General features: G+C 66.7%; 20 protein-coding genes. 16 read left to right on the top strand and 4 right to left on the bottom strand.

The features are described 5' to 3' along the window. The first annotated feature begins 224 nt into the window (after positions 1-224). The 4 genes from ACZYW1_RS22010 to ACZYW1_RS21995 are packed head-to-tail and all read left to right on the top strand — an operon-like array spanning position 225 to position 3,698. Positions 225-1,274 (top strand): NHL repeat-containing protein, encoded by a 1,050-nt coding sequence (locus ACZYW1_RS22010; protein WP_463788574.1) that lies wholly within the window; start codon positions 225-227, stop codon positions 1,272-1,274. 49 nt (positions 1,275-1,323) lie between these two features. Next, positions 1,324-2,352, top strand: coding sequence for an NAD-dependent epimerase/dehydratase family protein (locus ACZYW1_RS22005; RefSeq protein ID WP_463788573.1), 1,029 nt, complete (start codon positions 1,324-1,326; stop codon positions 2,350-2,352). 12 nt (positions 2,353-2,364) lie between these two features. Beyond that, entirely contained in the window at positions 2,365-3,039 is a 675-nt protein-coding gene (locus ACZYW1_RS22000) for a glycosyltransferase family 2 protein (protein ID WP_463788572.1), read from the top strand. Continuing rightward, positions 3,036-3,698, top strand: coding sequence for a TIGR04282 family arsenosugar biosynthesis glycosyltransferase (locus ACZYW1_RS21995; RefSeq protein ID WP_463788571.1), 663 nt, complete (start codon positions 3,036-3,038; stop codon positions 3,696-3,698). The genes ACZYW1_RS22000 and ACZYW1_RS21995 overlap by 4 nt, the downstream gene beginning before the upstream one ends. Here the strand turns inward: ACZYW1_RS21995 and ACZYW1_RS21990 are convergent. After that, complete coding sequence (locus ACZYW1_RS21990; protein ID WP_463788570.1) at positions 3,695-4,555, bottom strand: PfkB family carbohydrate kinase; 861 nt, start codon at positions 4,553-4,555, stop codon at positions 3,695-3,697. The genes ACZYW1_RS21995 and ACZYW1_RS21990 overlap by 4 nt on opposite strands. Before the next feature lie 141 nt (positions 4,556-4,696). Between ACZYW1_RS21990 and ACZYW1_RS21985 the strand changes: the two genes are divergently transcribed. The 11 genes from ACZYW1_RS21985 to ACZYW1_RS21935 all read left to right on the top strand — a co-directional run bounded on the left by ACZYW1_RS21985 (position 4,697) and on the right by ACZYW1_RS21935 (position 16,531). Further along, entirely contained in the window at positions 4,697-6,877 is a 2,181-nt protein-coding gene (locus tag ACZYW1_RS21985) for an adenylate/guanylate cyclase domain-containing protein (protein WP_463788569.1), read from the top strand. Further along, the gene (locus ACZYW1_RS21980) at positions 6,874-8,277 is read left to right on the top strand and encodes a mechanosensitive ion channel domain-containing protein (RefSeq protein ID WP_463788568.1); all 1,404 of its coding nucleotides are present in this window, start codon (positions 6,874-6,876) and stop codon (positions 8,275-8,277) included. The genes ACZYW1_RS21985 and ACZYW1_RS21980 overlap by 4 nt, the downstream gene beginning before the upstream one ends. A gap of 21 nt (positions 8,278-8,298) precedes the next feature. Further along, positions 8,299-9,546 (top strand): glutamate-5-semialdehyde dehydrogenase, encoded by a 1,248-nt coding sequence (locus ACZYW1_RS21975; protein WP_463788567.1) that lies wholly within the window; start codon positions 8,299-8,301, stop codon positions 9,544-9,546. A gap of 23 nt (positions 9,547-9,569) precedes the next feature. Then, complete coding sequence (locus ACZYW1_RS21970) at positions 9,570-10,445, top strand: AAA family ATPase (RefSeq protein WP_463788566.1); 876 nt, start codon at positions 9,570-9,572, stop codon at positions 10,443-10,445. Between the two features lie 9 nt (positions 10,446-10,454). Continuing rightward, positions 10,455-11,897, top strand: coding sequence for a vWA domain-containing protein (locus tag ACZYW1_RS21965; RefSeq protein ID WP_463788565.1), 1,443 nt, complete (start codon positions 10,455-10,457; stop codon positions 11,895-11,897). Between the two features lie 156 nt (positions 11,898-12,053). Beyond that, complete coding sequence (locus ACZYW1_RS21960; RefSeq protein ID WP_463788564.1) at positions 12,054-13,073, top strand: PE-PPE domain-containing protein; 1,020 nt, start codon at positions 12,054-12,056, stop codon at positions 13,071-13,073. A gap of 203 nt (positions 13,074-13,276) precedes the next feature. Continuing rightward, positions 13,277-13,891, top strand: coding sequence for a nicotinate-nucleotide adenylyltransferase (nadD, locus tag ACZYW1_RS21955; RefSeq protein WP_463788836.1), 615 nt, complete (start codon positions 13,277-13,279; stop codon positions 13,889-13,891). Further along, positions 13,888-14,247, top strand: coding sequence for a ribosome silencing factor (rsfS, locus tag ACZYW1_RS21950; protein ID WP_292989974.1), 360 nt, complete (start codon positions 13,888-13,890; stop codon positions 14,245-14,247). The genes nadD and rsfS overlap by 4 nt, the downstream gene beginning before the upstream one ends. Beyond that, positions 14,244-14,918, top strand: coding sequence for a glucosyl-3-phosphoglycerate phosphatase (gpgP, locus tag ACZYW1_RS21945; RefSeq protein ID WP_463788563.1), 675 nt, complete (start codon positions 14,244-14,246; stop codon positions 14,916-14,918). Before rsfS ends, gpgP begins: the two co-directional genes overlap by 4 nt. Beyond that, positions 14,908-15,693, top strand: a complete 786-nt coding sequence (gene octT / locus ACZYW1_RS21940) for a diglucosylglycerate octanoyltransferase (protein ID WP_463788562.1) — start codon at positions 14,908-14,910, stop codon at positions 15,691-15,693. The genes gpgP and octT overlap by 11 nt, the downstream gene beginning before the upstream one ends. Then, positions 15,674-16,531 carry a DegV family protein gene (locus tag ACZYW1_RS21935; protein ID WP_463788561.1) on the top strand — a complete coding sequence of 286 codons (858 nt, stop codon included), beginning with the start codon at positions 15,674-15,676 and terminating at the stop codon, positions 16,529-16,531. Before octT ends, ACZYW1_RS21935 begins: the two co-directional genes overlap by 20 nt. On the opposite strand, the gene ACZYW1_RS21930 is transcribed toward ACZYW1_RS21935, so the two are convergent. Further along, positions 16,528-19,434, bottom strand: a complete 2,907-nt coding sequence (locus ACZYW1_RS21930) for an MMPL/RND family transporter (RefSeq protein ID WP_463788559.1) — start codon at positions 19,432-19,434, stop codon at positions 16,528-16,530. The genes ACZYW1_RS21935 and ACZYW1_RS21930 overlap by 4 nt on opposite strands. Next, positions 19,431-19,865, bottom strand: coding sequence for an MmpS family transport accessory protein (locus ACZYW1_RS21925; RefSeq protein ID WP_463788835.1), 435 nt, complete (start codon positions 19,863-19,865; stop codon positions 19,431-19,433). The genes ACZYW1_RS21930 and ACZYW1_RS21925 overlap by 4 nt, the downstream gene beginning before the upstream one ends. A gap of 494 nt (positions 19,866-20,359) precedes the next feature. On the opposite strand from ACZYW1_RS21925, the gene ACZYW1_RS21920 reads away from it, so the two are divergent. Continuing rightward, a complete protein-coding gene (locus ACZYW1_RS21920) occupies positions 20,360-21,256 on the top strand; it encodes a hypothetical protein (protein WP_463788558.1) in 897 nt (298 codons plus the stop codon). Between the two features lie 54 nt (positions 21,257-21,310). On the opposite strand, the gene ACZYW1_RS21915 is transcribed toward ACZYW1_RS21920, so the two are convergent. Next, the gene (locus ACZYW1_RS21915; RefSeq protein WP_463788557.1) at positions 21,311-21,616 is read right to left on the bottom strand and encodes a hypothetical protein; all 306 of its coding nucleotides are present in this window, start codon (positions 21,614-21,616) and stop codon (positions 21,311-21,313) included. Between the last annotated feature and the right edge of the window lie 26 nt (positions 21,617-21,642).

Genomic DNA, 21,642 nt, shown 5'->3' with positions numbered 1-21,642 from the left:
TGCTTTTAATTCCGATTCGTTGCTGCTGAAGCGGAGGATTGCCGGAGCCAGGTTTTCGAAACCTCCACCAAATGAACGGTAGCCGGTCGACAGCCGGTTTGCTTCCGCAACGGCGCCGGCAGTGCACCGCAGCTCACGCTATGCCGGTGGGGGCTGGCCTCACCACGAGTTGGGTTGTACGATCCGCGCCGCTCCTCGGGGGCGCGGTCGGGCACAGTGGAGTGATGAGCCCACGGTCGGCGTCGATCTGCCTGCTGACAATCAGCCTGTGGGTCGCCGGATGCGGCGCCGCCTCGCCGCCGCCGGCTGTCGCACCACCGCACGCGAGTACACCGCCTGCCGAGCCCGCGACCGCCGGACTCCCGACGGTGCCCCCACTCGGCAGCGTGGTGCCGGTCGGCGACGCGCCCGAGGGCGTCGTCATCGGGACATCGGGAATCGCGGCGGTGGCCGTGCGCAATCCGAACGGTGTCGCGTTGATCGACGCCGCCACCGGTGCCGTGCGCGAGACCATCCGAACGGCCGGGGCGGCGCGGCATCTGAGCCTGGCCGGACCAGACGGGCCGGTGCTGGTGCCGTTGGAGAGTTCCAACACGCTGACCGGGTTGAACCTCACGGACGGCCGGGTGACCTTCACCGTGACCAACGTCGGTCGTCAGCCGCACGATGCGGCGCAGACCGCCGACGGCACGATCGTGGTCACCAACGAGCACGGCGGCGGGGTGGTCTTCGTGCGCGACGGCGCGGTGCGGGGCTCGCTCCCCGCGGGCCCGGTCCAACCGGGTGGGGTCGCGGCGGTGGGTGGCCGCGCGGCCGTGGCCGACGTGCAGGGTAACGGGGTGTGGGTGTACGACGGTGCCACGCGACGCTTGTTGACCCACGGGCCGGTCGGGGTCAAGCTGACGCACGCGGCCGCAGTTGGCGATGACATGGCGGCCTTCGCCGACACCGACGGCGGCGCGGTCGTCATCGAGCGGATCGGCCCTCAGCTCAGCCGGGTCGCGACAGTCGACGCACCGGGCAAGCCCTACGGGCTCGCGTACGACGCGACGCGACGTCGTCTGTATGTCACCTTGACGGCCTCCAACCGGCTGCGGGTGGTCGACCTCTCCGATGCGACGAAGCCGCGGACCCTCGCCGATCTGCCGACCATCCGACAGCCCAATTCGGTGGCCGTCGACCCGCGGCAGGGGGCGGTCCTGGTGACCGGCAGCTCACCCGGCAGCGGCAGCGGGCTGCAGATCATCGGCCCCGAGCTACTGCCGACAGGATGAGGGAGCGACCCGGCTACGGTCGGCAACAGCGAAAGGATGCGGATCTGCAGTGAGAATTCTGTTGACCGGGGCCGCCGGCTTCATCGGCTCGAGGGTGGGCACGGCGCTGCGGGACGCCGGCCACGACGTGATCGGTGCCGACGTGTTGCTGCCTGCCGCGCACGCCCCCGGCGCGCAACTGCCCGCCGGCTGCCACCGCGTCGACCTCCGGGACGGATCCGCGCTGGCGCCGCTGCTCGCCGGAGTCGACCTGGTCTGCCATCAGGCCGCAATGGTCGGGGCCGGGGTGAACGCCGCGGACGCTCCCGCCTACGGCGGTCACAACGACCTGGCCACCACGGTGCTGCTGGCCGAGATGTTCGCCGCCGGTGTCCAGCGGCTGGTGCTGGCCTCGTCGATGGTGGTCTACGGCCAGGGCGGCTACGCGTGCCCCGACCACGGTCCCGTCGACCCGCAACCGCGACGCCGCGCCGACCTCGATGCCGGGATTTTCGAGCATCGCTGTCCGGTGGGGGGCGAAGAACTGCATTGGCGGCTGGTCGACGAGGACGCTCCGTTACGACCGCGCAGCCTCTACGCCGCGAGCAAGACGGCCCAGGAGCACTACGCGCTGGCGTGGTCGGAGTCGACGGGCGGGTCGGTGGTGGCACTGCGCTATCACAACGTCTATGGTCCGGGGATGCCGCGTGACACACCGTACTCGGGGGTTGCGGCGATTTTCCGTTCGTCACTCGAAAAGGGCGATGCGCCAAAGGTATTCGAGGACGGCGGCCAGATGCGTGACTTCGTTCACGTCGACGACGTCGCCGCCGCGAATGTCGCCGCGACGGCTGACCGGGATGGTTTCACCGCGGTCAACGTCTGTTCCGGCCAACCGATCTCGATCCGTGAGGTGGCGGTCGCGCTGTGCGGGGCGCGTGACACCGCGCTGTCGCCGGAGGTCACCGGCCAGTACCGCAACGGCGACGTGCGCCACATCGTCGCCGACCCCGCCCGTGCTGCGGAGGTGCTGAACTTCCGGGCCGCGATCGACCCGCGCGACGGTCTGCGCCAGTTCGCGTTCGCGCCGCTCCGGTAACGGTATTCGCCGATGTCAGAACACCTGCCGGACTCCGCCGACCGAGTCACCGTGGTGCTCCCGTGCCTCAACGAGGAGGAGTCCCTGCCGGCGGTGCTGGCCGCCATCCCGGCCGGCTACCGGCCACTGGTGGTGGACAACAACAGCACCGACGACACGGCCGGGGTGGCCGGACGGCACGGTGCCGCGGTGGTGGCCGAGCGACAAGCGGGCTACGGCGCCGCGGTGCATGCCGGGGTGGTCGCCGCAACGACCCCGATCGTCGCGGTGATCGATGCCGACGGGTCGATGGATCCCGCCGACCTTCCCCGGCTGGTCGCCGCGGTGGAAAGTGGCGCCGATCTGGCGATCGGGCGGCGCCGCGCGGTGCCCGGTCTGCACTGGCCGTTGGTCGCCCGGTTGGGCACCGTGGTGATGAGTTGGCGACTGCGAACCCGGCACGGGCTGCCGGTGCACGACATCGCGCCGATGCGGGTCGCACGGCGCGAGGACCTGCTGAATCTCGGTGTGCTGGACCGCCGCTCGGGCTATCCGCTGGAACTGCTGGTTCGCGCCGCCGCGGCCGGTTGGCGCGTCGCCGAATTCGACGTCAGCTACGGCCCACGCACCGGCGGGAAGTCGAAGGTCAGCGGCTCACTGCGGGGCAGCATCACGGCGATCTTCGACTTCTGGAAGGTGATTTCGTGAGCACGCTTCCGGTGACATTGCTGATCGTGGCGAAGGCGCCCGAGCCGGGCAGAGCCAAGACGCGGCTGGCTGCGACCGTCGGCGATCAGGTCGCCGCCGACATCGCCGCCGCGGCGTTGCTCGACACCTTGGACGCTGCGGCGGCCGCGCCGGTGGCCGCGCGGGTGGTCGCGCTCACCGGTGACCTGGACGCCGCGTCCTGCAGCGCCGAGATCCGCAGCCGGCTAAGGTCTTTCACTGTCGTCGGGCAGCGTGGCGACGATTTCGCCGACCGGCTGGCCAACGCACATGCCGACGCCGGCGGAGAACATCCCGTGCTGCAGATCGGGATGGACACTCCGCAGGTGAATGCCGAGCTGCTGGCCAGCTGCGCAAACCGGCTGCTGCAGGTGCCGGCCGTGCTGGGACCGGCGCGCGACGGCGGTTGGTGGATCCTCGGACTCCACGCCCCGACGGCGGCCGAGAATCTCCGCGGCGTGCCGATGTCGCGGCCGGACACCGGCGAACTCACAGCAAAGGCACTGCGCGACAACGGTATCGATGTCACCACGGTCGAGACCTTGACGGACGTCGATGTCGTCGACGACGTCGCCGCGGTGCGTGATGCCTGCGATCACGACAGCCGATTCGCGCGCGTCACCCGGGCAGCCGGGCTCTAGCCCGATATTACCGTGGCCTTGTCGATCGCGTCGGCGTCCGGCGCGCAGTCTCCGGCCCCGGGCACCAGCGTGGCGAGCGCCCCGGCTGCGCAGGCCCGGCGCAGAGCCCGGTCCGGTCCGGCGGCCCAATTGGCTGCCAGCACACCGGCGAACACGTCGCCCGCACCGGCGGTATCGACCGGATCCACCGTGGGCGCGGCCACCTCGAAGTCGACGCCGTCACCGGTGTAACCGGCGCCGCGCGCACCGAGGGTGGTCACGCGATGCGGGACCGGCCAATTCCACTGCGCGGCTTCGGCTTCGTTGACCACCAGAACGTCGATCAGCTCGGCCAGCCGGGCCAACTCGTCGTCGTCGCCGCCGGACGGCGACGCGTTGAGCATCACCGTGGCACCGGCCGACTTGGCCGCGCGGGCGGCCGCTGTCGCGGTCGTGACCGGAATCTCCAACTGCAGCAACAACACATCGATGTCCGCGACGCTGTCGCGCAGCGCCGCCGCGTCCAGCGCCAGCCGGCCGTTGGCCTCCGGTGCGACGACGATGAGGTTCTCGCCACTGGATTCGACGACGACGACCGCGTTTCCGCTACGCCCGGCGACGGTGATCACACCGCCGGTGCCGACGCCGTTCGCGTCGAGGTGATCACGCAGCTGTGCGGCCGCCGGATCGTCGCCGACAGCGCCGACGAAGCGCACGTCCGCCCCCGCGCGGGCCGCTGCCACCGCTTGATTGGCGCCTTTGCCGCCGGGTGCCGAGCGCATCGACTCCGCCAGCATCGTCTCGCCTGGGCGAGGCAGCTTCTCGACCTCGAACGCGGTGTCCATGTTCACGCTGCCCACCACACACACCCGCGTCATGTCGCCGACGCTATGGAGAACCGTTCGGATATACAAACGTCGTGTTGATAACGGTTTTCGGCAAATCCGTTTTCGTCGTTCGGTAGACGATATTCTGCTGCGTGATCTGGGCTTATCGGCCCGGCTGCGAAAGGACGCCGAGTGACGCCGCAAGGCTCAGCCGAACCGGCACCGCATGATGACGCGGTCCCGGCGAAAACTGACCGGCGTCGTCGCCCGCGGCGGCCGGCCGGATTGAGCATCCAGTCGAAAATCATGGTCATGCTGCTCGTCTCCAGCCTGGCGTCGCTGGCGGTGATCGGCGTGGTCGAATACGTGTCCGGACGCAACACCCTGATGCCCGTCGCCGCCGAGCGGATGACGCAGTTGCGAGAAGCCCAGAAACGGGCCATCGAAATGCTGTTCGGCGATCTTTCCAACTCGCTGGCGATCTACAGCCGCGGCTACACAGCCGACGAAGCGGTGCAGGCGTTCACCGCCGGATTCGACCAATTGGCCGACGCACCAGCCGATCCCGGCCAGCAGCAGGCGTTGGAGAACTACTACCAGGACACCTTGATCACGCCGATCCAGAAAGCCAGCGGTGTCACACTGGACATGCCCGCGCTGCTGCCGACCGGCAACGCGCAGCGATATCTTCAAGCGCAATACACGATCCGGGCGTCGGACACCTCGCCCGCGCCCGAAGATGCCGGTGACGGCAGCGCCTGGTCGGCGGCGAATGCCCGCTTCAACGGCTACTTCCACGAAATCGCCGACCGATTCGAATACCGCGACGCCATGCTGCTCGACACCCGCGGCAACGTGGTCTACAACGTCAACAAGGGACCCACGCTCGGCTCCAACATCCTCACCGGCCCGTATCGCTCGTCGAACCTGCGCGGTGCTTACGAGAAGGCGATGGCCGCCGACTCGGTGGACTTCGTGTGGATCACCGACTTCCAGACATTTCAGGCCGCCGGCGGGATGCCGATCGCCTGGCTGGTCTCACCAATCGGCGTGGCGGGCAAGACCGACGGCGTCTTGGCGCTCCCGCTGCCGATCTCCAAGGTCAACCGGATCATGACCGCCGATCAGCACTGGAAGTCCGCAGGCATGGGTGGCACCGCGGAGACCTACCTCGCCGGACCGGACGGGCTGATGCGGTCTGACTCCCGATTGTTCCTCGAGGACCCGCAGCGGTATCAACGCGACGCCGTCGCAGCGGGTACCCCGCCCGACGTCGTCGCCAGGGCGATGCGATGGCACGGCACGACCCTGGTGCAACCGGTGGAGACCCCGGCTTTCCGGGCAGCGCAGAAGGGTCGAACCGGAACCGTCACCGATATCGGCTACCTGGGTGAGCGCGAACTGGCGGCCTATGCGCCGGTGACCATTCCGAATTCCGATCTGCGCTGGTCGATTCTGGCGACCCGGGACAGCGAAGAAGCCAACGCGCGGATAGTGGCCTTCACCCGCACGCTGGTGGTCACAGCCGCGGCGATGGTCGTGGTGCTGTGCGTACTCGCGATGCTGATTGCCCAGCGGTTCGTCCGCCCGCTGCGCAGGCTGCAAGCCGGCGCCGAGGAGATCAGCGCCGGAAACTACGACCTGTCGATACCGGTGACGTCCCGTGACGAAATCGGCGACCTCACTACCGCTTTCAACGACATGAGCCGGAATCTGGAGATCAAAGAAGGGTTGCTCGCCGAGCAGCGCGAGGAGAACGACCGGCTGCTGCTGTCGTTGATGCCCGAAACCGTCGTGCAGCGGTACCGCGACGGCGAGCAGACCATCGCCCAGGAACATCAGGACGTGACGGTCATCTTCGCCGACATCATCGGACTCGACGAGAATTCCCATGACCTGTCGGGGGAGGAATTGGTCGGCATCGTCGACGAGCTGGTCCGCGAACTAGATTCCGCGGCCGAAACCCTGGGCGTCGAACCGATTCGCACGGTGCACAACGGCTACCTCGCCAGCTGTGGATTGAATGTCCCGCGACTGGACAGTGTGCCGCGCACGATCGACTTCGCCGTCGAGATGCAGCGCATCATCGAGCGCTTCAACAGCGGCCGGGGCTACCACCTCAGCCTCCGGGTGGGCATCAACACCGGCAACGTGATCAGCGGGCTGGTCGGCAGGTCCAGCGTCATCTACGACATGTGGGGTGCCGCAGTGAATTTGGCCCACCAGTTACGCAGCGGTGCAACAGAATCCGGAATCTTCGTCACCGCGGACGTCTACGACGTGATGCGTGACATCCGTCAGTTCACTGCCGCCGGAACCGTCACCGTCGCAGGCGCCGAGCAGCAGATCTGGCGATTGGTGGACCGGAAATGACCGCCCTCGACCCCTACTGGTTGTATTGGGCCATCGGACTGGCGGTCGGTTTACCACTGCTGCTGGTGGGTCTCACCGAATGGCAACAGTTCCTGTCGCGCCGGGCCAGCGCGTTGGCCAGGCCGGTCTATCTGCTGCGCAGTTATCTGGTGCCGCTGGCGGCGCTACTGCTGCTACTGGTCAAGGTGGCGGGAATACCGGCCGACATCGACTCGGTGCGGGTGCTGTCGACGGTATTCGGGTTCGTGCTGCTGCTTCTGCTTCTCTCGGGCCTCAACGCGACGGTGTTCGACGGGGCGCCGGAGGAGTCCTGGCGCCAACGGGTCCCGACGATATTCCGGGACGTCACAAGGTTTTTGCTGATCGCCGCTGGGTTGGCGATGATCTTCTCCTACGTCTGGGGTGTACGCGTCGGTGGCTTGTTCACCGCGCTGGGCGTGACGTCGGTGGTCATCGGCTTGATGCTGCAGAACTCCGTCGGCCAGATCGTGTCCGGGCTGTTCATGTTGTTCGAGCAGCCGTTCCGAATCGGCGACTGGCTCGACACCCCCGCCGCGCGCGGCCGCATCGTGGAAGCGAACTGGCGCGCCGTGCACATCCAGACCGGCCACGGATTACAGATCACCCCCAACTCGGTGCTGGCCGCGACATCGTTCACCAACCTCAGCCGACCGCCCGGCGCGCACACATTGTCGATCAGCACGATCTTTTCGGTCGACGACCCGCCCGATCGCGTACGACTACTGCTGGTCCGCGTCGCGAAAGCCCTGCCGCACCGCAGGGCCGACGTCGCGCCGACATCCTCGGCAACCGGCTCCGGCGAATACCAAGTGAGCATCGCCCTGAAGTCCCCGGCCGACGACGGCGCCGCCAAAGCGACCTTCCTGCGCTGGATTTGGTACGCGGCCCGGCGGGAGGGCCTGCATCTCGACGGTGCCGCCGACAACTACTCCACACCGGCGCGGGTGCAGACGGCGATGCGAGACGTGGTGGCACCGGCGCTGCGGCTCAGCCTCGCCGACCAACAGTTGCTGATCCCGCACGCGAGGATGATCCGGTACGGCACCGACGAGATCGTGCAGTACGCCGGCGAAGTGCCCACCGCCATGACGTTCGTCATCAAAGGCAGCATCAGGCGCACCTCGACCGGCGACGACGGTGCGGTGACTCTGCTGAGCCTGCTGGAGGAGGGGTCATTCCTCGGGTTGAGCACGCTGACCCGGCAACCGAGTTCGTCCGGTGCCTACGCGCTCGAGGAAGTGACCGTGCTCGAGATCGATCGTGAGCACATCGAGGATCTCGTGCTGCGGGCACCGTTGCTGTTGCAGGAATTGGGCCGGATCATCGAGGACCGCCGCAAAGAGACATCGTCGATCGGGGGCGTCTCAACCCGGCGCTAGATTGCCCGCTACCCTGGGTCGATGAGTGTGCACGCCTTGTCGGTGAGCGATGTGCGCCGGCAGGTGCACAACGCGGCACGACGCGCCCGGGTGGCCGCTCGGATACTGGCCTCCCTCCCGACCGTCGCCAAGGATCAAGCGCTGGTAGTCGCCGCCGACGCGTTGGTGGCCAACACCGATCGCATCCTGGCAGCCAACGCCGAGGACCTGCGCTCGGCCCGCGCCGCTGACACGCCGACCGCGATGATCGATCGCCTCGCACTGGACCCCAAACGCGTCGAGGGGATCGCAGCGGGCCTTCGCCAGGTCGCCGGCCTGCCGGACCCGGTCGGCGAGGTGCTACGGGGTTACACCCTGCCCAACGGGCTGGCTCTGCGCCAGCAACGCGTGCCGCTCGGTGTCGTCGGCATCGTCTACGAGGGCCGGCCCAACGTCACCGTCGACGCTTTCGGCCTGACGCTGAAATCCGGCAACGCGGCGCTGCTGCGCGGTAGCGCCTCCGCGGTGCGGTCCAACGAGGCGCTGGTCGCCGTGTTGCGCGAGGCGCTGCACGGCGAAGACCTGCCGGTCGATGCCGTGCAACTGCTCCCGTCCGCCGACCGGTCGTCGGTGACACACCTGATCCAGGCCCGGGGACTGGTCGACGTGGTGATCCCCCGCGGGGGAGCCGGCCTGATCGACGCCGTGGTCCGCGACTCGCAGGTGCCGACCATCGAAACCGGGGTCGGCAACTGCCACGTCTATGTGCACGACGCCACCGACCTCGACATGGCCGAGCGAATCCTGTTGAACTCCAAGACACGTCGCCCCAGTGTGTGCAACGCCGCCGAGACGTTGCTGGTCGACCGGGCGATCATCGACCAGGCGATGCCGCGGCTGATCAACGCGCTGCAGGACGCCGGTGTGACCGTGCACCTGGATCCCGACGACGACCACCTGCGTCGGGAATACCTGGAGATGGAGATCGCCGTCGCGATCGTCGACGGTGTCGACGCGGCCATCACCCACATCAACGAGTACGGCACCGGCCACACCGAGGCCATTGTGACATCGAATATGGCTGCGGCGCAACGCTTTACCGAAGGTGTCGATGCGGCCGCGGTGATGGTCAACGCCTCGACCAGCTTCACCGACGGTGAGCAGTTCGGATTCGGCGCCGAGATCGGGATCTCGACCCAGAAGCTGCATGCCCGCGGCCCGATGGGGCTTGCCGAACTGACCTCGACCAAGTGGATCGGTTGGGGAGACGGCCAGACCCGCCCGGTCTGACATAGCTGAGGAGAAAAGACCACGTGAGTGTGCCCGCGCGGCCGGCGCCGCTGTTCGCTGACATCGACGACGTCGGCCGACGCCTTGCCGAAACCGGTTACCTACCCGACACCGCCACCGCCACAGCGGTTTTCCTGGCTGACCGGCTCGGCAAGCCGCTACTGGTCGAAGGTCCGGCCGGTGTCGGAAAGACCGAACTGGCCCGCGCCGTCGCCCAGGCCACCGGGTCGGGCTTGGTCCGTCTGCAGTGCTACGAAGGCGTCGACGAGGCCCGCGCACTCTACGAGTGGAACCACGCCAAGCAGATTCTGCGCATCCAGGCCGGGTCCGATGACTGGGATCAGACCAAGACCGACGTCTTCACCGAGGAGTTCCTGCTGTCGCGGCCGCTGTTGACCGCGATCCGGCAGACCGAGCCCACCGTGCTCCTGATCGACGAAACCGACAAAGCCGACATCGAAATCGAGGGCCTGCTGCTCGAGGTGCTGTCCGATTTCGCGGTCACCGTCCCGGAACTGGGCACCATCACCGCCGAGCGGCGGCCGTTCACGGTGCTGACCTCCAACGCCACCCGCGAGCTGTCCGAGGCGCTCAAACGCCGCTGCCTGTTCCTGCACATCGACTTTCCCAGCCCCGATCTGGAACGTCGAATCCTGTTGTCCCGGGTGCCCGAACTGCCGGCACACATCGCCGAAGAACTGGTCCGCATCATCGGCGTGCTGCGCGGCATGCAACTCAAGAAGCTGCCGTCGGTGGCCGAGACCATCGACTGGGGTCGCACCGTGTTGGCATTGGGCCTGGACACCATCGACGACGCGACCATCGCGGCCACGATGGGCGTCGTGCTCAAGCACCAGTCCGACCAGACCCGCGCCACCTCCGAGCTACGGCTGAACTGAGGCACGCTGATGGCCGTCCGCCGCGTTCGCCCCAGCCAGCCGCTGGCCCCGCATGGCATTCCGGGCCATCTGGTCGGATTCGTCGAAGCTCTTCGCGGACAAGGTATCTCGGTCGGCCCTTCGGAAACCGTGGACGCCGGACAGGTGATGGGGGTCCTCGGTCTCGGTGACCGCGAGATCCTGCGCGAAGGCCTGGCCTGCGCGGTGCTGCGACGGCCCGAGCATCGGGAGACCTACGACGCGATGTTCGACCTGTGGTGGCCGGCCGCACTCGGCACGCGGGCGGCGGTCAGCGAAGAGGACGCCGTCGACCCCGAAGTGCAGTTACCGCCCGACGACGTCGAGGCGATGCGACAGATGTTGCTGGACCTGCTCACCGACAATCCCGATCTCGCCGACATGGACGATCGGCTGGTCGCGATGATCGCCCAGATCGTGGACGCCTACGGAAAGTACAACTCCAGCCGCGGGCCGTCGTACTCGTCGTATCAGGCGCTCAAGTCGATGGCGCTCGACGAATTGGAAGGCAAGCTGCTGGCCGGCCTGCTGGCACCGTACGGCGACGAACCCACCCCGACCCAGGAACAGATCGCCAAAGCGCTTGCCGCACAGCGGATCACCCAGCTCCGAAAGATGGTGGACGCCGAAACCAAACGGCGCACCGCCGAGCAACTCGGCCGCGACCACGTTCAGATGTACGGCATCCCACAGCTATCCGAGAACGTCGAGTTCCTGCGGGCTTCCGGAGACCAGCTGCGGTCCATGCGGCGCGTCGTGCAGCCACTGGCCCGGACGTTGGCCACCCGGCTGGCGGCCCGCCGGCGTCGCGCGAGAGCGGGTGCGATCGATCTGCGCAAGACGCTGCGCAAGTCCATGTCCACTGGCGGCGTGCCGATCGACCTGGTGTTGCGTAAGCCGCGTCCGGCCCGCCCCGAGTTGGTGGTGCTGTGCGACGTGTCGGGCTCGGTGGCCGGATTCAGCCACTTCACCCTGCTGCTGGTGCACGCGCTGCGCCAGCAGTTCTCCCGGGTGCGGGTTTTCGCGTTCATCGACACCAGCGACGAGGTCACCCACATGTTCGGGCCCGACGCCGACCTGGCGGTGGCGATCCAGCGGATCACCCGCGAAGCCGGCGTCTACACCCGCGACGGCCACAGCGACTACGGCAACGCCTTCATCTCGTTCATCCAGGACCACCCGAACGTGCTGTCTCCGCGAAGCTCGCTGTTGGTGCTGGGCGACGGGCGGACGAACTACCGCGACCCGGCCACCGACGTGCTGTCGCACATGGTGACCGCCAGCCGGCACGCGCATTGGCTCAATCCGGAGCCCAAGCACCTGTGGGGCAGCGGTGATTCGGCGGTGCCGCGCTACCAAGAGGTGATCACGATGCACGAATGCCGCTCGGCCAAGCAGCTGGCGTCGGTAATCGATCAGCTGCTGCCGGTCTGAGTCGCCGGCTTCGGTGAGCCGCCTCCCGGTGGCACACGCCGCCCTCCGGGCTCGCTCACATAATTTTCGTCAGTTGTACAAGGCGATCTCAGGTTAATATCAGCTTCGTATCAGAAACCGGCGACGGCAGCCGGCGAAGCTGAAATGGGGTCCGTCATGCGCAGAGGTGTTTCCGTCCTGGCACCGATCGTCGGGGTGCTCGGCATGTCGATCGCCTTGTCCACAACCGCATATGCCGACGTGGACGATCCGCTGGCGGGCAGCACCAACGCAATCTTCCTCGGCGGCACCGCCCAGCCCACGCCGTCGACGGCGTACGTGGAGGCGGCAAATGAGCTGTTTCTGAAGCCGTTGGGATTCTCCGATGCCGCGACATCGATCTGCAACATGGTCGGAAACCTGCCGTGCGACGGTTCGCTGCAGGTGTTGTCGACGCCGGAACTGTTCCAATTCGGCCCGAGCAGTCTTCAGGACGAGACGAACATCGTCTACGCGATCGAGGCCGCATACCGCGCGGACTTGATGAGTTCCGATGATCCGTTGACGGTGTTCGCCTACTCGCAGAGCGCGATTGCGGTGTCAGCGGCCGAGAAAATTCTCGCTCAAGACGGCATTCCCTCGGAAGATCTGCACTTCGTGTTCATCGGCGACCCGAGCGACGCGAACGGCATTGCCACCAACATCTACGCCGACCTGGTTCAGCTGTTCGGTGGCGGCACCACCGGGACGACGATCACCGACGAGGTTCTGCACGCCATCAACGAGGACCAGTTCGCCCCCGGCGGCCTGCTCGCCGACTACACACCGAACGACCTGTATCCGACCACCATCTACGACATCCACTACGACGGAGTGTCCGACTGGCAAGAAGATTGGGACATCGGGGTCAACGCCCCGGGCGGTAGCCCGCTGCTGGGCCTGGCAAATGGACTCTTCCACTTCTTCACCACCCACGTGGAGTACCTGGGATTGACCCCGGAAGAGATCGCGAGCGGCGTCGCAACGACCGACGGACTGACCACGACCATCGAGATTCCGGATTTCACGGACTCCGGCGCGATCATCAACGACACGGCGGCGTTGATCAACGCGTTCTCGCACGGCCTTGCCGACAGCGGAGCGATCAATGCGTTGCTGGGAACCGTCGTGGCCCTGTTCGACCCCGTCTACTCCTAGGGCGCCGGGCGAGCGAGTCCCGTCTGCCGCACGGCCCTCTCGGCCGGGGGGCACACGATGTGCCCGCCTCACAGCGACAACCCGAGCGCTGTTGTCGCTCGAAGGTGGGCAACTCGGACATCGACCGGCCCAGGTGCTGGTGTGGCGCGTGTGACATTGGATTCCGGCCGCATCGCGCTCCAGTAAGCTGGCAAACCGTGCAAATGCGGCGGCTGGGTGTCATGGGCGGGACGTTCGATCCCATCCACAACGGACACCTGGTCGCAGCCAGCGAGGTCGCCGACCGGTTTCATCTCGACGAGGTGGTGTTCGTCCCGACCGGCCAGCCCTGGCTCAAAGGCCGCGAGGTCAGCGCGGGTGAAGACCGCTACCTGATGACGGTGGTCGCCACCGCTGCCAACCCGCGCTTCTCGGTCAGCCGCGTCGACATCGACCGCGGTGGGCCCACCTACACCAAAGACACCTTGCGCGATCTGCAGTCGCTCAATCCCGACTCCGAGCTCTTCTTCATCACCGGGGCCGACGCGCTGGCCTCCATCCTGTCCTGGCAAGACCTCGACGAGTTGTTCGCCGCGGCCCGCTTCGTCGGCGTCAGCCGACCAGGCTACGAACTGGGCAGCGAGCATCTCGCCGGCGTCCTCGACGGACTGCCTGCGGATGCCCTGTCGTTGGTCGAAATCCCGGCGCTGGCAATCTCTTCCACCGACTGCCGCCGGCGTTCCGCCGAAGGCCGCCCGCTGTGGTATCTGATGCCCGACGGCGTCGTCCAGTACATCTCCAAACGCGACCTGTACCGCAAACCGGGGGAGCAGACGTGACCGCCGCACCTGAGGCGATCGACATGGCGACCGTCGCCGCCCGCGCGGCGGCGTCCAAGCTCGCCGACGACGTCGTCGTGATCGACGTCTCCGATCAACTGGTGATCACCGACTGCTTCGTCATCGCCTCGGCGTCCAACGAGCGACAGGTCAACGCGATCGTCGACGAGGTCGAGGACAAGATGCGCGAAGCGGGACACAAACCCGCCCGCCGCGAGGGCACCCGCGAGGGACGCTGGACTCTGCTCGACTACGTCGACATCGTGGTGCACATCCAGCACCAGGACGAACGCGACTTCTATGCCCTCGACCGGCTGTGGCGCGACTGCCCCATCGTCGCGATGGATTTGTCATGACCATCCGACGGCTGGTGATGCTGCGGCATGGCCAGACCGCGTTCAACTTCGGCAGCCGGATGCAAGGTCAGCTGGACACCGAGCTGACCGACCTCGGCCGTGCCCAGGCGGTAGCTGCGGCGGAGGCGCTCGCCAAGCACCAGCCGCTGCTGATCGTGTCCTCCGACTTACGCCGGGCCTTCGAGACCGCGGTCGCGCTGCAGGAGCGCACCGGCCTACACGTGCGGGCCGACGACCGGCTGCGTGAAACCCACCTCGGCGACTGGCAGGGCAAGACGCACACCGAGATCGACGCCATCGCCCCGGGCGCGCGGCTGGCCTGGCGCGACGATGCGGCCTGGGCGCCGCACGGCGGCGAGAACCGGGTCGACGTGGCCGCCCGCAGCCTGCCGTTGGTCGCTGAACTGGTCGCCGGCGAAACCGAGTGGGGCGCCGAAGGCGAGCCGGCGCGGCCGGTGGTGCTGGTCGCCCACGGCGGGCTGATCGCCGCGCTGAGCGCCGCATTGCTGCGGCTGCCGGTCGGCAACTGGCCGGTGCTCGGCGGCATGGGCAACGCCAGCTGGACGCAGCTGTCCGGGCACTCCCCGGACGGCACGGACGACTTCGACGCGATCCGTTGGCGACTCGACGTATGGAACGCCTCGGCCGAGGTTGCCGGCGATGTCCTCTGAGGCGCGGCCGACCCTGCTGGTCTTCGCCGACTCGTTGGCCTATTACGGGCCGACCGGTGGACTCCCGTCGGACGATCCGCGGATCTGGCCGAATATCGTTGCCACGCAACTCGGTTGGGATCTCGAGTTGATCGGTCGCATCGGGTGGACGTGCCGGGACGTCTGGTGGGCAGCCACCCAGGACCCGCGGGCCTGGGCCGCGCTGCCCCGGGCGGGGGCGGTGATCTTCGCGACCAGCGGGATGGATTCGCTTCCGTCACCGCTGCCCACCGCGCTGCGTGAGCTGATCCGCTACGTGCGCCCGCCCTGGTTGCGGCGCTGGGTGCGCGACGGTTACGGGTGGGTGCAGCCGCGGTTCTCCCCGCTGGCCCGTGCCGCGCTGCCGCCGCACCTGTCCGCCGAGTACCTCGAAGAAACCCGTGGCGCAATCGATTTCAACCGCCCCGGTATCCCGATGGTGGCGTCGCTGCCGTCTGTCCACATCGCCGATGCGTACGGCCGGGCCCATCACGGACGCGACGGCACCGTCGCGGCGATCACCCAGTGGGCCGATGAGCATGGCGTGGCACTGGTCGATCTGAAGGCGGGCGTCGCCGACGAGGTGATGAACGGTCGTGGTAATCCCGACGGCATCCACTGGAATTTCGAAGCGCACCGGGCCGTCGCGGAGCTGATGCTGAAGGCGCTGGCCGAGGCCGGCGTGGCGACGATGCAGAGCGCGCAGCGCGATGAGGAGAAGCCGCGCGGTGATGACGATGTCAGGGTCGGTAGCTGAGTTCGTGCCCGTCATCGTCGTCACGGATTCGTCGGCCCGCCTCCCCGCGGAATGGCGCCGGCAGTGGGGAATTCGCGAGGTTCCGCTGCACATCCTGCTCGACGACCACGATTTGCGCGACGGCGTCGACGAGATTCCGGACAATATCCACGACTACGGCCAGGCCACGACCGCGGCCGCGACGCCGGCCGAATTGGGCGAGGTGTACCGGCAGGCGCTGGCCGACAGCGACGGCGACGGTGTCCTGGCCGTCCACCTCTCGAAGGCGTTGTCGGGCACCATGACCGCCGCCGAGTCCACTGCCGCCGAAATCGGCTCGGGGATCAGGGTTCTCGACTCGAGATTCACCGGGATGAACACCGGCTTCATCGCCGTGTCCGCTGCCCGGGCCGCCGCCGATCACGCCGATCTCGAGGGCGTGGCGGCAGCCGCCGCGGCCGCGATCGACCGCAACCACGGCTTCATCGTCGTGCATCAGCTGGACAACCTGCGCCGCAGCGGCCGCATCGGTGGTGCCGGTGCGTGGCTGGGCACCAAGCTGTCGCTGAAGCCGTTGCTGCGCATCGATGATGGCAAATTGGTTCTGGCGCAACGGGTTCGGACGGCGACCAAGGCGGTCGCAGCGATGATCGACCGGGTCGTCGAGACGGTCGGCGAGCGACGTGCCTCGATCGCGGTGCATCACGTCGCCAACCCCGACGGTGCACAAGAGCTGGTGGCCGCCCTGGGCGAGCGGTTGCCCGACTGCGAACCGGCGCTGGTCACCGGGCTGGGCCCGGTGCTCGCCCTCCACGTCGGCGCCGGCGCGCTCGGTGTCTGCGTCCAGCTCGCCGACTAGGACTTCTGCACGGCCAGCGGCGCGGTGTTGGCCTCGTCGGTGACAACGGGCGGCTTCGGCTTGCCGTAGTCGCCGCGCGGATGGACCACCAGCGGCCACCAGAACCAGCGGCCCAGCAGGGTTGCCAATGACGGCATGAAAAGTGTTCGCACAACCAGAGTGTCGAGCAGTAGACCGATGCAGACCGTCGATCCGAACTGGCCGAGCACGGTCAACTCGCTACCCAGCATGGCTGCCATCGTGAAGGCGAACACCAGACCCGCCGACGTCACCACCGCGCCGGTGCCGGCCATCGACCGGATATACCCGGTCTTGAGCCCCGCGTGTATCTCCTCTTTGAATCGGGACACCAGCAGCAGGTTGTAGTCGGAGCCGACGGCCAGCAGGATGATGACCGACAGCGCCATCACGATCCAGTGGATGTGGATGCCCAACAGGTCCTGCCAGATCAACACCGACAGCCCAAACGACGCGGCGATCGAGCTGCTGGCCGTTCCCACGATCACCAACGCCGCCACCACACTCCGGGTGAGCAGCAGCATGATCATGAAGATCAGCGTCAAAGCCGACACCACGGCGATCATCAGGTCGTACTTCTCACCGTCGGCCATGTCCCGGAAGGTGGCGGCGGTGCCTCCGAGATAGACCTTGGCATCGGACAGCGAAGACTGCTTGAGGCCTTCCTGGGCGGCGGTGCGCTCCGCGCCGACCCGGTCGATGCCTTCCGGCGTCATCGGGTCGCTCTGGTGAGTGATGAAGAACCGCACCGATTTTCCGTCGGGGGAGAAGAACATCTTCACCCCTCGGATGAACTCGGGGTTGGAGAACGCCTCGGGCGGCAGGTAGAAGAAGTCGTCGTTCTGCGACTTGTCGAAGCTCTGGCCCATCACGATGGAGGTGTTACTCATCGCCTCCATCTGGTCGATCATCGCCTTGAACGTCTGGTACATCGTCAGCGTGAGCCCGTGCGTCGTCTTCAACGTGTCGAGCATGATCGGGATCAGCTGCTCCAACTCGTGCGACGCCGCCGCGGTGCGCCCGATGTCGCCGGAGAGCTCGTGGAACTTCTCGGCCAGCTGGTCGAATCCGTCGATCGAGTCGAACAATGACCGGAACGAGATGCAGACGGGGATGTCGTAGCAGTGCTTCTCCCAGTAGAAGTAGCTACGGATCGGCCGGTAGAAGTCTTCGAAGTCGGCGATGTGATCCCGCAGGGTGTCGGTGATCTCAGAGGTCTCCTGCGTGGTTTTCGCGCTGTCGAGGGCGGCGGTCGCCAGATCGTGGGTGACTTTCGCCTGGCGCGTGGTCACGTCGATCATGATCTGCATCTCGTCGGCCATCTTCAAAATGTCAGCCATGCGGTCCTTGAGGAACTTCATGTTCTGCATGGTGGTCTGGCTCTGGATGCTGTTCTGGAACGGAATCGAACTGTGCTGGATGGGAATTCCCAGCGGCCGGGTGATGTCCTGGATCATGGCGATCCCGACGGTTCGGATTTCGTTCTTGGCGACCTTGTCCAACACCAGCATGTCGGCGGTGTTGCGCATGTCGTGGTCCGACTCGATCATCAGCAGGTCCGGATTCATCCGGGCTTCGGAGAAATGTCGGTCCGCCGCGGCGTAGCCGACGTTGGACGGCGCCGATTCGGGCAGATAGTGGCGGTCGTTGTAGCTCGTCTTGAAGCCGGGCAGCGCCACCATCCCGACCAGAACCACCGCGGTGCTGACGGCGAAAATCGGTGCGGGCCAACGCACAACCGCGGTCCCCACCCGTCGCCACAGCTTGCCGCGAGCCTGACTCTTCTTCTCGAACAGACCGAACTTGCTGCCGAGGAACACGATCGCCGGCCCCAGCGTCAGACCGGCCAGCACCACGACGAGCATGCCGATGGCCACCGGGGCGCCCATGGTGGAAAACCAGGGCAGGCGGCAGAAGCTCAGGCAGTAGGTGGCACCGGCGATCGTGAGTCCGGAACCCAACACGACCGGCGCGACACCTTTGAATGTGGTGTAGTAGGCGGTTTCTCGATCTTCACCTTCGCGGCGGGCTTCTTGATAACGGCCGACCAAGAAGATTCCGTAATCCGTGCCGGCCGCGATCGCCAGCATCGTCAGAATGTTGGCGGCGAAGGTGGTGAGCCCAAAAGCGTTGTTATAACCCAAAACCGCGACGACGCCGCGGGCGCAGGCCAGTGCGACGAACGTCATGAACAGCTGAATCAGCGTGGTCACGATCGAGCGGTAGACCAGCAACAGCATGATCGCGATCGCACCGAGGGTGAACAACGTGATCTTGGCCAGACTGTCGTTGCCGATGACGTGCATGTCGTCGGAGAGCGCCGCGGGTCCGGTGACGTACGCCTTCACCCCGGGCGGCGCCTTTTCTTCGTCGACGACCTTGCGCACGGCGTCGACCGAGTCATTGGCCTGAGTGGTGCCCTGGTTACCGGCGATGTTCGCCTGGACGTAGGCGCCCTTGGCGTCGGAGCTCTGCGCGCCCGCCGCGGTGAACCGGTCACCCCAGAAGTCCTGTAGGTGCTGAACGTGCGCGGTGTCCTTGCGCAGTTTGCGCACGATGTCGTCGTAGTAGCGGTGCGCGGCATCGTCGAGTGGCTTCTGGCTCTCCACCACGATCATCACCGTGCTGTTGGAGTCGAACTCCTGGAAGTTGTGGCCCATCCGCATCATTGCCGTCATCGACGGCGCGTCCAGCGGGGCCATCGGGGCGGAGTGCGCCTCACCGACGACCTCCAGGGTGGGGACGGCGACGTTGACGATGACGGTCAGCACGACCCAGCCGATGATGATCGGGATTGCGAAGAGCCGGATGACGTGCGGGATGAAAGGCCGGTGCGGGTGCGTGGTCTCGGGTTCGGCGGTGGTCGCCGCCTCGTGGTTGCTCACGCGGACTTCACCAGGCAGAAGGTCTGGGCATTGTGCCCGTCGGAACTCTGGTGTTCGCGCAGTTCACCGTCCACGGTGATCCGGCAGCCGATGTAGCCCCCGTCGGTCTGGGCCATGATGTTGGCGCTCACCGTGGGCAGCGTCGTCGAGACCGTGAACGACCACGGCAGCGGCGCGTCGTTGATCTGGTGGGTGTTGGCGTCGGCATCCCAGTAGTTGATGTTGGCGGTGCTCCCCGGATTTCCGAAGATCTCGTACTTCACGACTTTCGGGTTGAACTGCACGATCTTGATCCCGGCTCCTGAATTCGCGTTGAGGTCCTGCGAGGCGAACACCTTGTGCAGGCGCGTCACGGCGAGGCCGGCCACCGACAGCACGACGATGAGCAGCAGCGGGATCCAGGCTCGCTTGAGTACTCCGCCGATAGACATTGCCCTCACTCGGTGTCCTCCCGCCCCGTTCACGAACGCGCCAAGCTGCGTGTGCATTCCGCGGTCCGCCACGACGCATTCGGGGCAGCATTGCCGCAAAGAACTGGCCTCAGCCGGTCATCGACATCGACGCCCGCTAGAACCTTTGCTCGGCTAAGGATGTTAGACGATAGGGCACGCCTGCGTTCTGTGAGGGTCTCAACCGCGTCTGGGCTTGCCCGGGTGACCTGTCGCCCGGCCCGGTGCCCGTGAACAGTCCGGCAGGGTCGTCGCCGATTCAGCAAACAGCGATGCAAGGCGCGCGGCGGCTGGATCGAATGGATCTGGACCACTGCAGCAAATGCGCGCCGGCAGGGCGAAGCCGCGAAAAGTATAGGGAAATCCCTAATTACTTCGGCCCATCGGCGGTCATAGGCTCCGCTCAGCTTGAGGGATGTGGTTACCGAATCCGTCCGGCTTTCGATATGTGCCATTCAGACTTTGGAGGACAAGTCATGACAACACGAGTAGCGCGATGTCTCGCGCTTCTGGCCCCGGTGGCCTTGCTTTTCGGGATCGTCGTTGCGACGCCGGCGCTGGCGCCGACCGCTAGCGCCGACAATCTGCCCAACGGCTACGTCGTCACCTGCGCGGCCAACGGAAACGACGTGATCTGCAACATCTCCGGATGCCCGCGGGTGAAGGGAGAGTACGCCGGAGATGTGATCCACACGATGGTCAACGGTCAGGGCCAGTCAGAAATCAAGAAGAGCTGCGGCAACACCGCGACCGACACCCGCCGCAACGTCGCGACCCAGTCGTTCAACTACGGGGTGCAGGGTTGCCGGAAGAGCACATTGGGCTCGGACGACTGCGGTGCGTGGTCAGACTTCAAATACAGTCCGCCGGCGCCGGTGCAGGTGAAGTGTCCGGCCGGGTCACCCGTAGCGTCCGTTCCGCAGGGGCAGCAGTGCCCGGCGGCGGCGCAGGTGGACTGCCCGAAGGGTTCGCCGACGCCGAAGGCGGCCAGCCTCGACAAGTGCGCGGCGGCGAAACCGAAGAATTGTCCGCCGGGATCGGCGACTAGCACCGTTCCAGCCGACCAGCAATGCGCGGCGCCGGCCAATGCCGTCTCGGTCAGCATTACCCGGAATGGATTCAACGCCAAGGTGGCGATCACCAACAAATCCACACTGCCCGCGAAATGTGCCTACACCGCCACGAAAAACAGCGGAGTAGGGCCACAGCAAGTCGACCGCAACATCGACGTCGACGCGAACAGCACCGGCACGATCACCGACCTGTTGTGGCCGACACTGGGATCCAGCTACAGCGCCACGGTCAAATGCACGGTCACCTATGACGGCAAGCAGACCTCGATCGGTCAGGCCAGCCAAAATGTGAGCGGCTGACGAGCGGTCGGTCACGACGGGTTCACCCCGCTCGCCTCGGCGAGCGGGGTGAACCTATTGCCGCGTCTTCGGTCCGCCATCGCGATCGGCGATAGCGGCGCTGAGCCGCGTCGGCGGCCTACCCGCACGCTGGCACACCTGGGCGACCGCGTCCGCCGAGTCGGCCTCGAAAATCCCGAACACCACTTCGTCGGCGGGCACCGCGAGTGCGTACACGCACCGCACCGGCGTGCCCTCCGCGGTGAGCGTCGTCGACGAAAGATCGAGGCCGGCCGAGATGTCGCCGAGTTCGTCTCCATCGACTCCAGGGCGATACCACTCGACGAGGTAGCACGTCGGCGGCCGTGCAGCGGTGCCCATCGTCTCGACGGTAGCCGCCCACGAGC

The organism is Mycobacterium sp. IDUB_36 (assembly GCF_055419225.1).
Note: the sequence above shows the minus strand (reverse complement) of the source record. Positions and strands in the feature narration are given on the sequence as shown.

Excerpts from the sequence above, each read along its gene's own strand:
- ACZYW1_RS22010 (WP_463788574.1), top strand. The coding sequence starts at position 225 with ATGAGCCCACGGTCGGCGTCGATCTGCCTGCTGACAATCAGCCTGTGG.
- ACZYW1_RS22000 (WP_463788572.1), top strand. The coding sequence starts at position 2,365 with ATGTCAGAACACCTGCCGGACTCCGCCGACCGAGTCACCGTGGTGCTC.
- ACZYW1_RS21990 (WP_463788570.1), bottom strand. The coding sequence starts at position 4,555 with ATGACGCGGGTGTGTGTGGTGGGCAGCGTGAACATGGACACCGCGTTC.
- ACZYW1_RS21980 (WP_463788568.1), top strand. The coding sequence starts at position 6,874 with ATGACCGCCCTCGACCCCTACTGGTTGTATTGGGCCATCGGACTGGCG.
- ACZYW1_RS21975 (WP_463788567.1), top strand. The coding sequence starts at position 8,299 with ATGAGTGTGCACGCCTTGTCGGTGAGCGATGTGCGCCGGCAGGTGCAC.
- ACZYW1_RS21965 (WP_463788565.1), top strand. The coding sequence starts at position 10,455 with ATGGCCGTCCGCCGCGTTCGCCCCAGCCAGCCGCTGGCCCCGCATGGC.
- ACZYW1_RS21960 (WP_463788564.1), top strand. The coding sequence starts at position 12,054 with ATGCGCAGAGGTGTTTCCGTCCTGGCACCGATCGTCGGGGTGCTCGGC.
- nadD (WP_463788836.1), top strand. The coding sequence starts at position 13,277 with ATGCGGCGGCTGGGTGTCATGGGCGGGACGTTCGATCCCATCCACAAC.
- gpgP (WP_463788563.1), top strand. The coding sequence starts at position 14,244 with ATGACCATCCGACGGCTGGTGATGCTGCGGCATGGCCAGACCGCGTTC.
- octT (WP_463788562.1), top strand. The coding sequence starts at position 14,908 with ATGTCCTCTGAGGCGCGGCCGACCCTGCTGGTCTTCGCCGACTCGTTG.
- ACZYW1_RS21935 (WP_463788561.1), top strand. The coding sequence starts at position 15,674 with ATGTCAGGGTCGGTAGCTGAGTTCGTGCCCGTCATCGTCGTCACGGAT.
- ACZYW1_RS21925 (WP_463788835.1), bottom strand. The coding sequence starts at position 19,865 with ATGTCTATCGGCGGAGTACTCAAGCGAGCCTGGATCCCGCTGCTGCTC.
- ACZYW1_RS21920 (WP_463788558.1), top strand. The coding sequence starts at position 20,360 with ATGACAACACGAGTAGCGCGATGTCTCGCGCTTCTGGCCCCGGTGGCC.
- ACZYW1_RS21915 (WP_463788557.1), bottom strand. The coding sequence starts at position 21,616 with ATGGGCACCGCTGCACGGCCGCCGACGTGCTACCTCGTCGAGTGGTAT.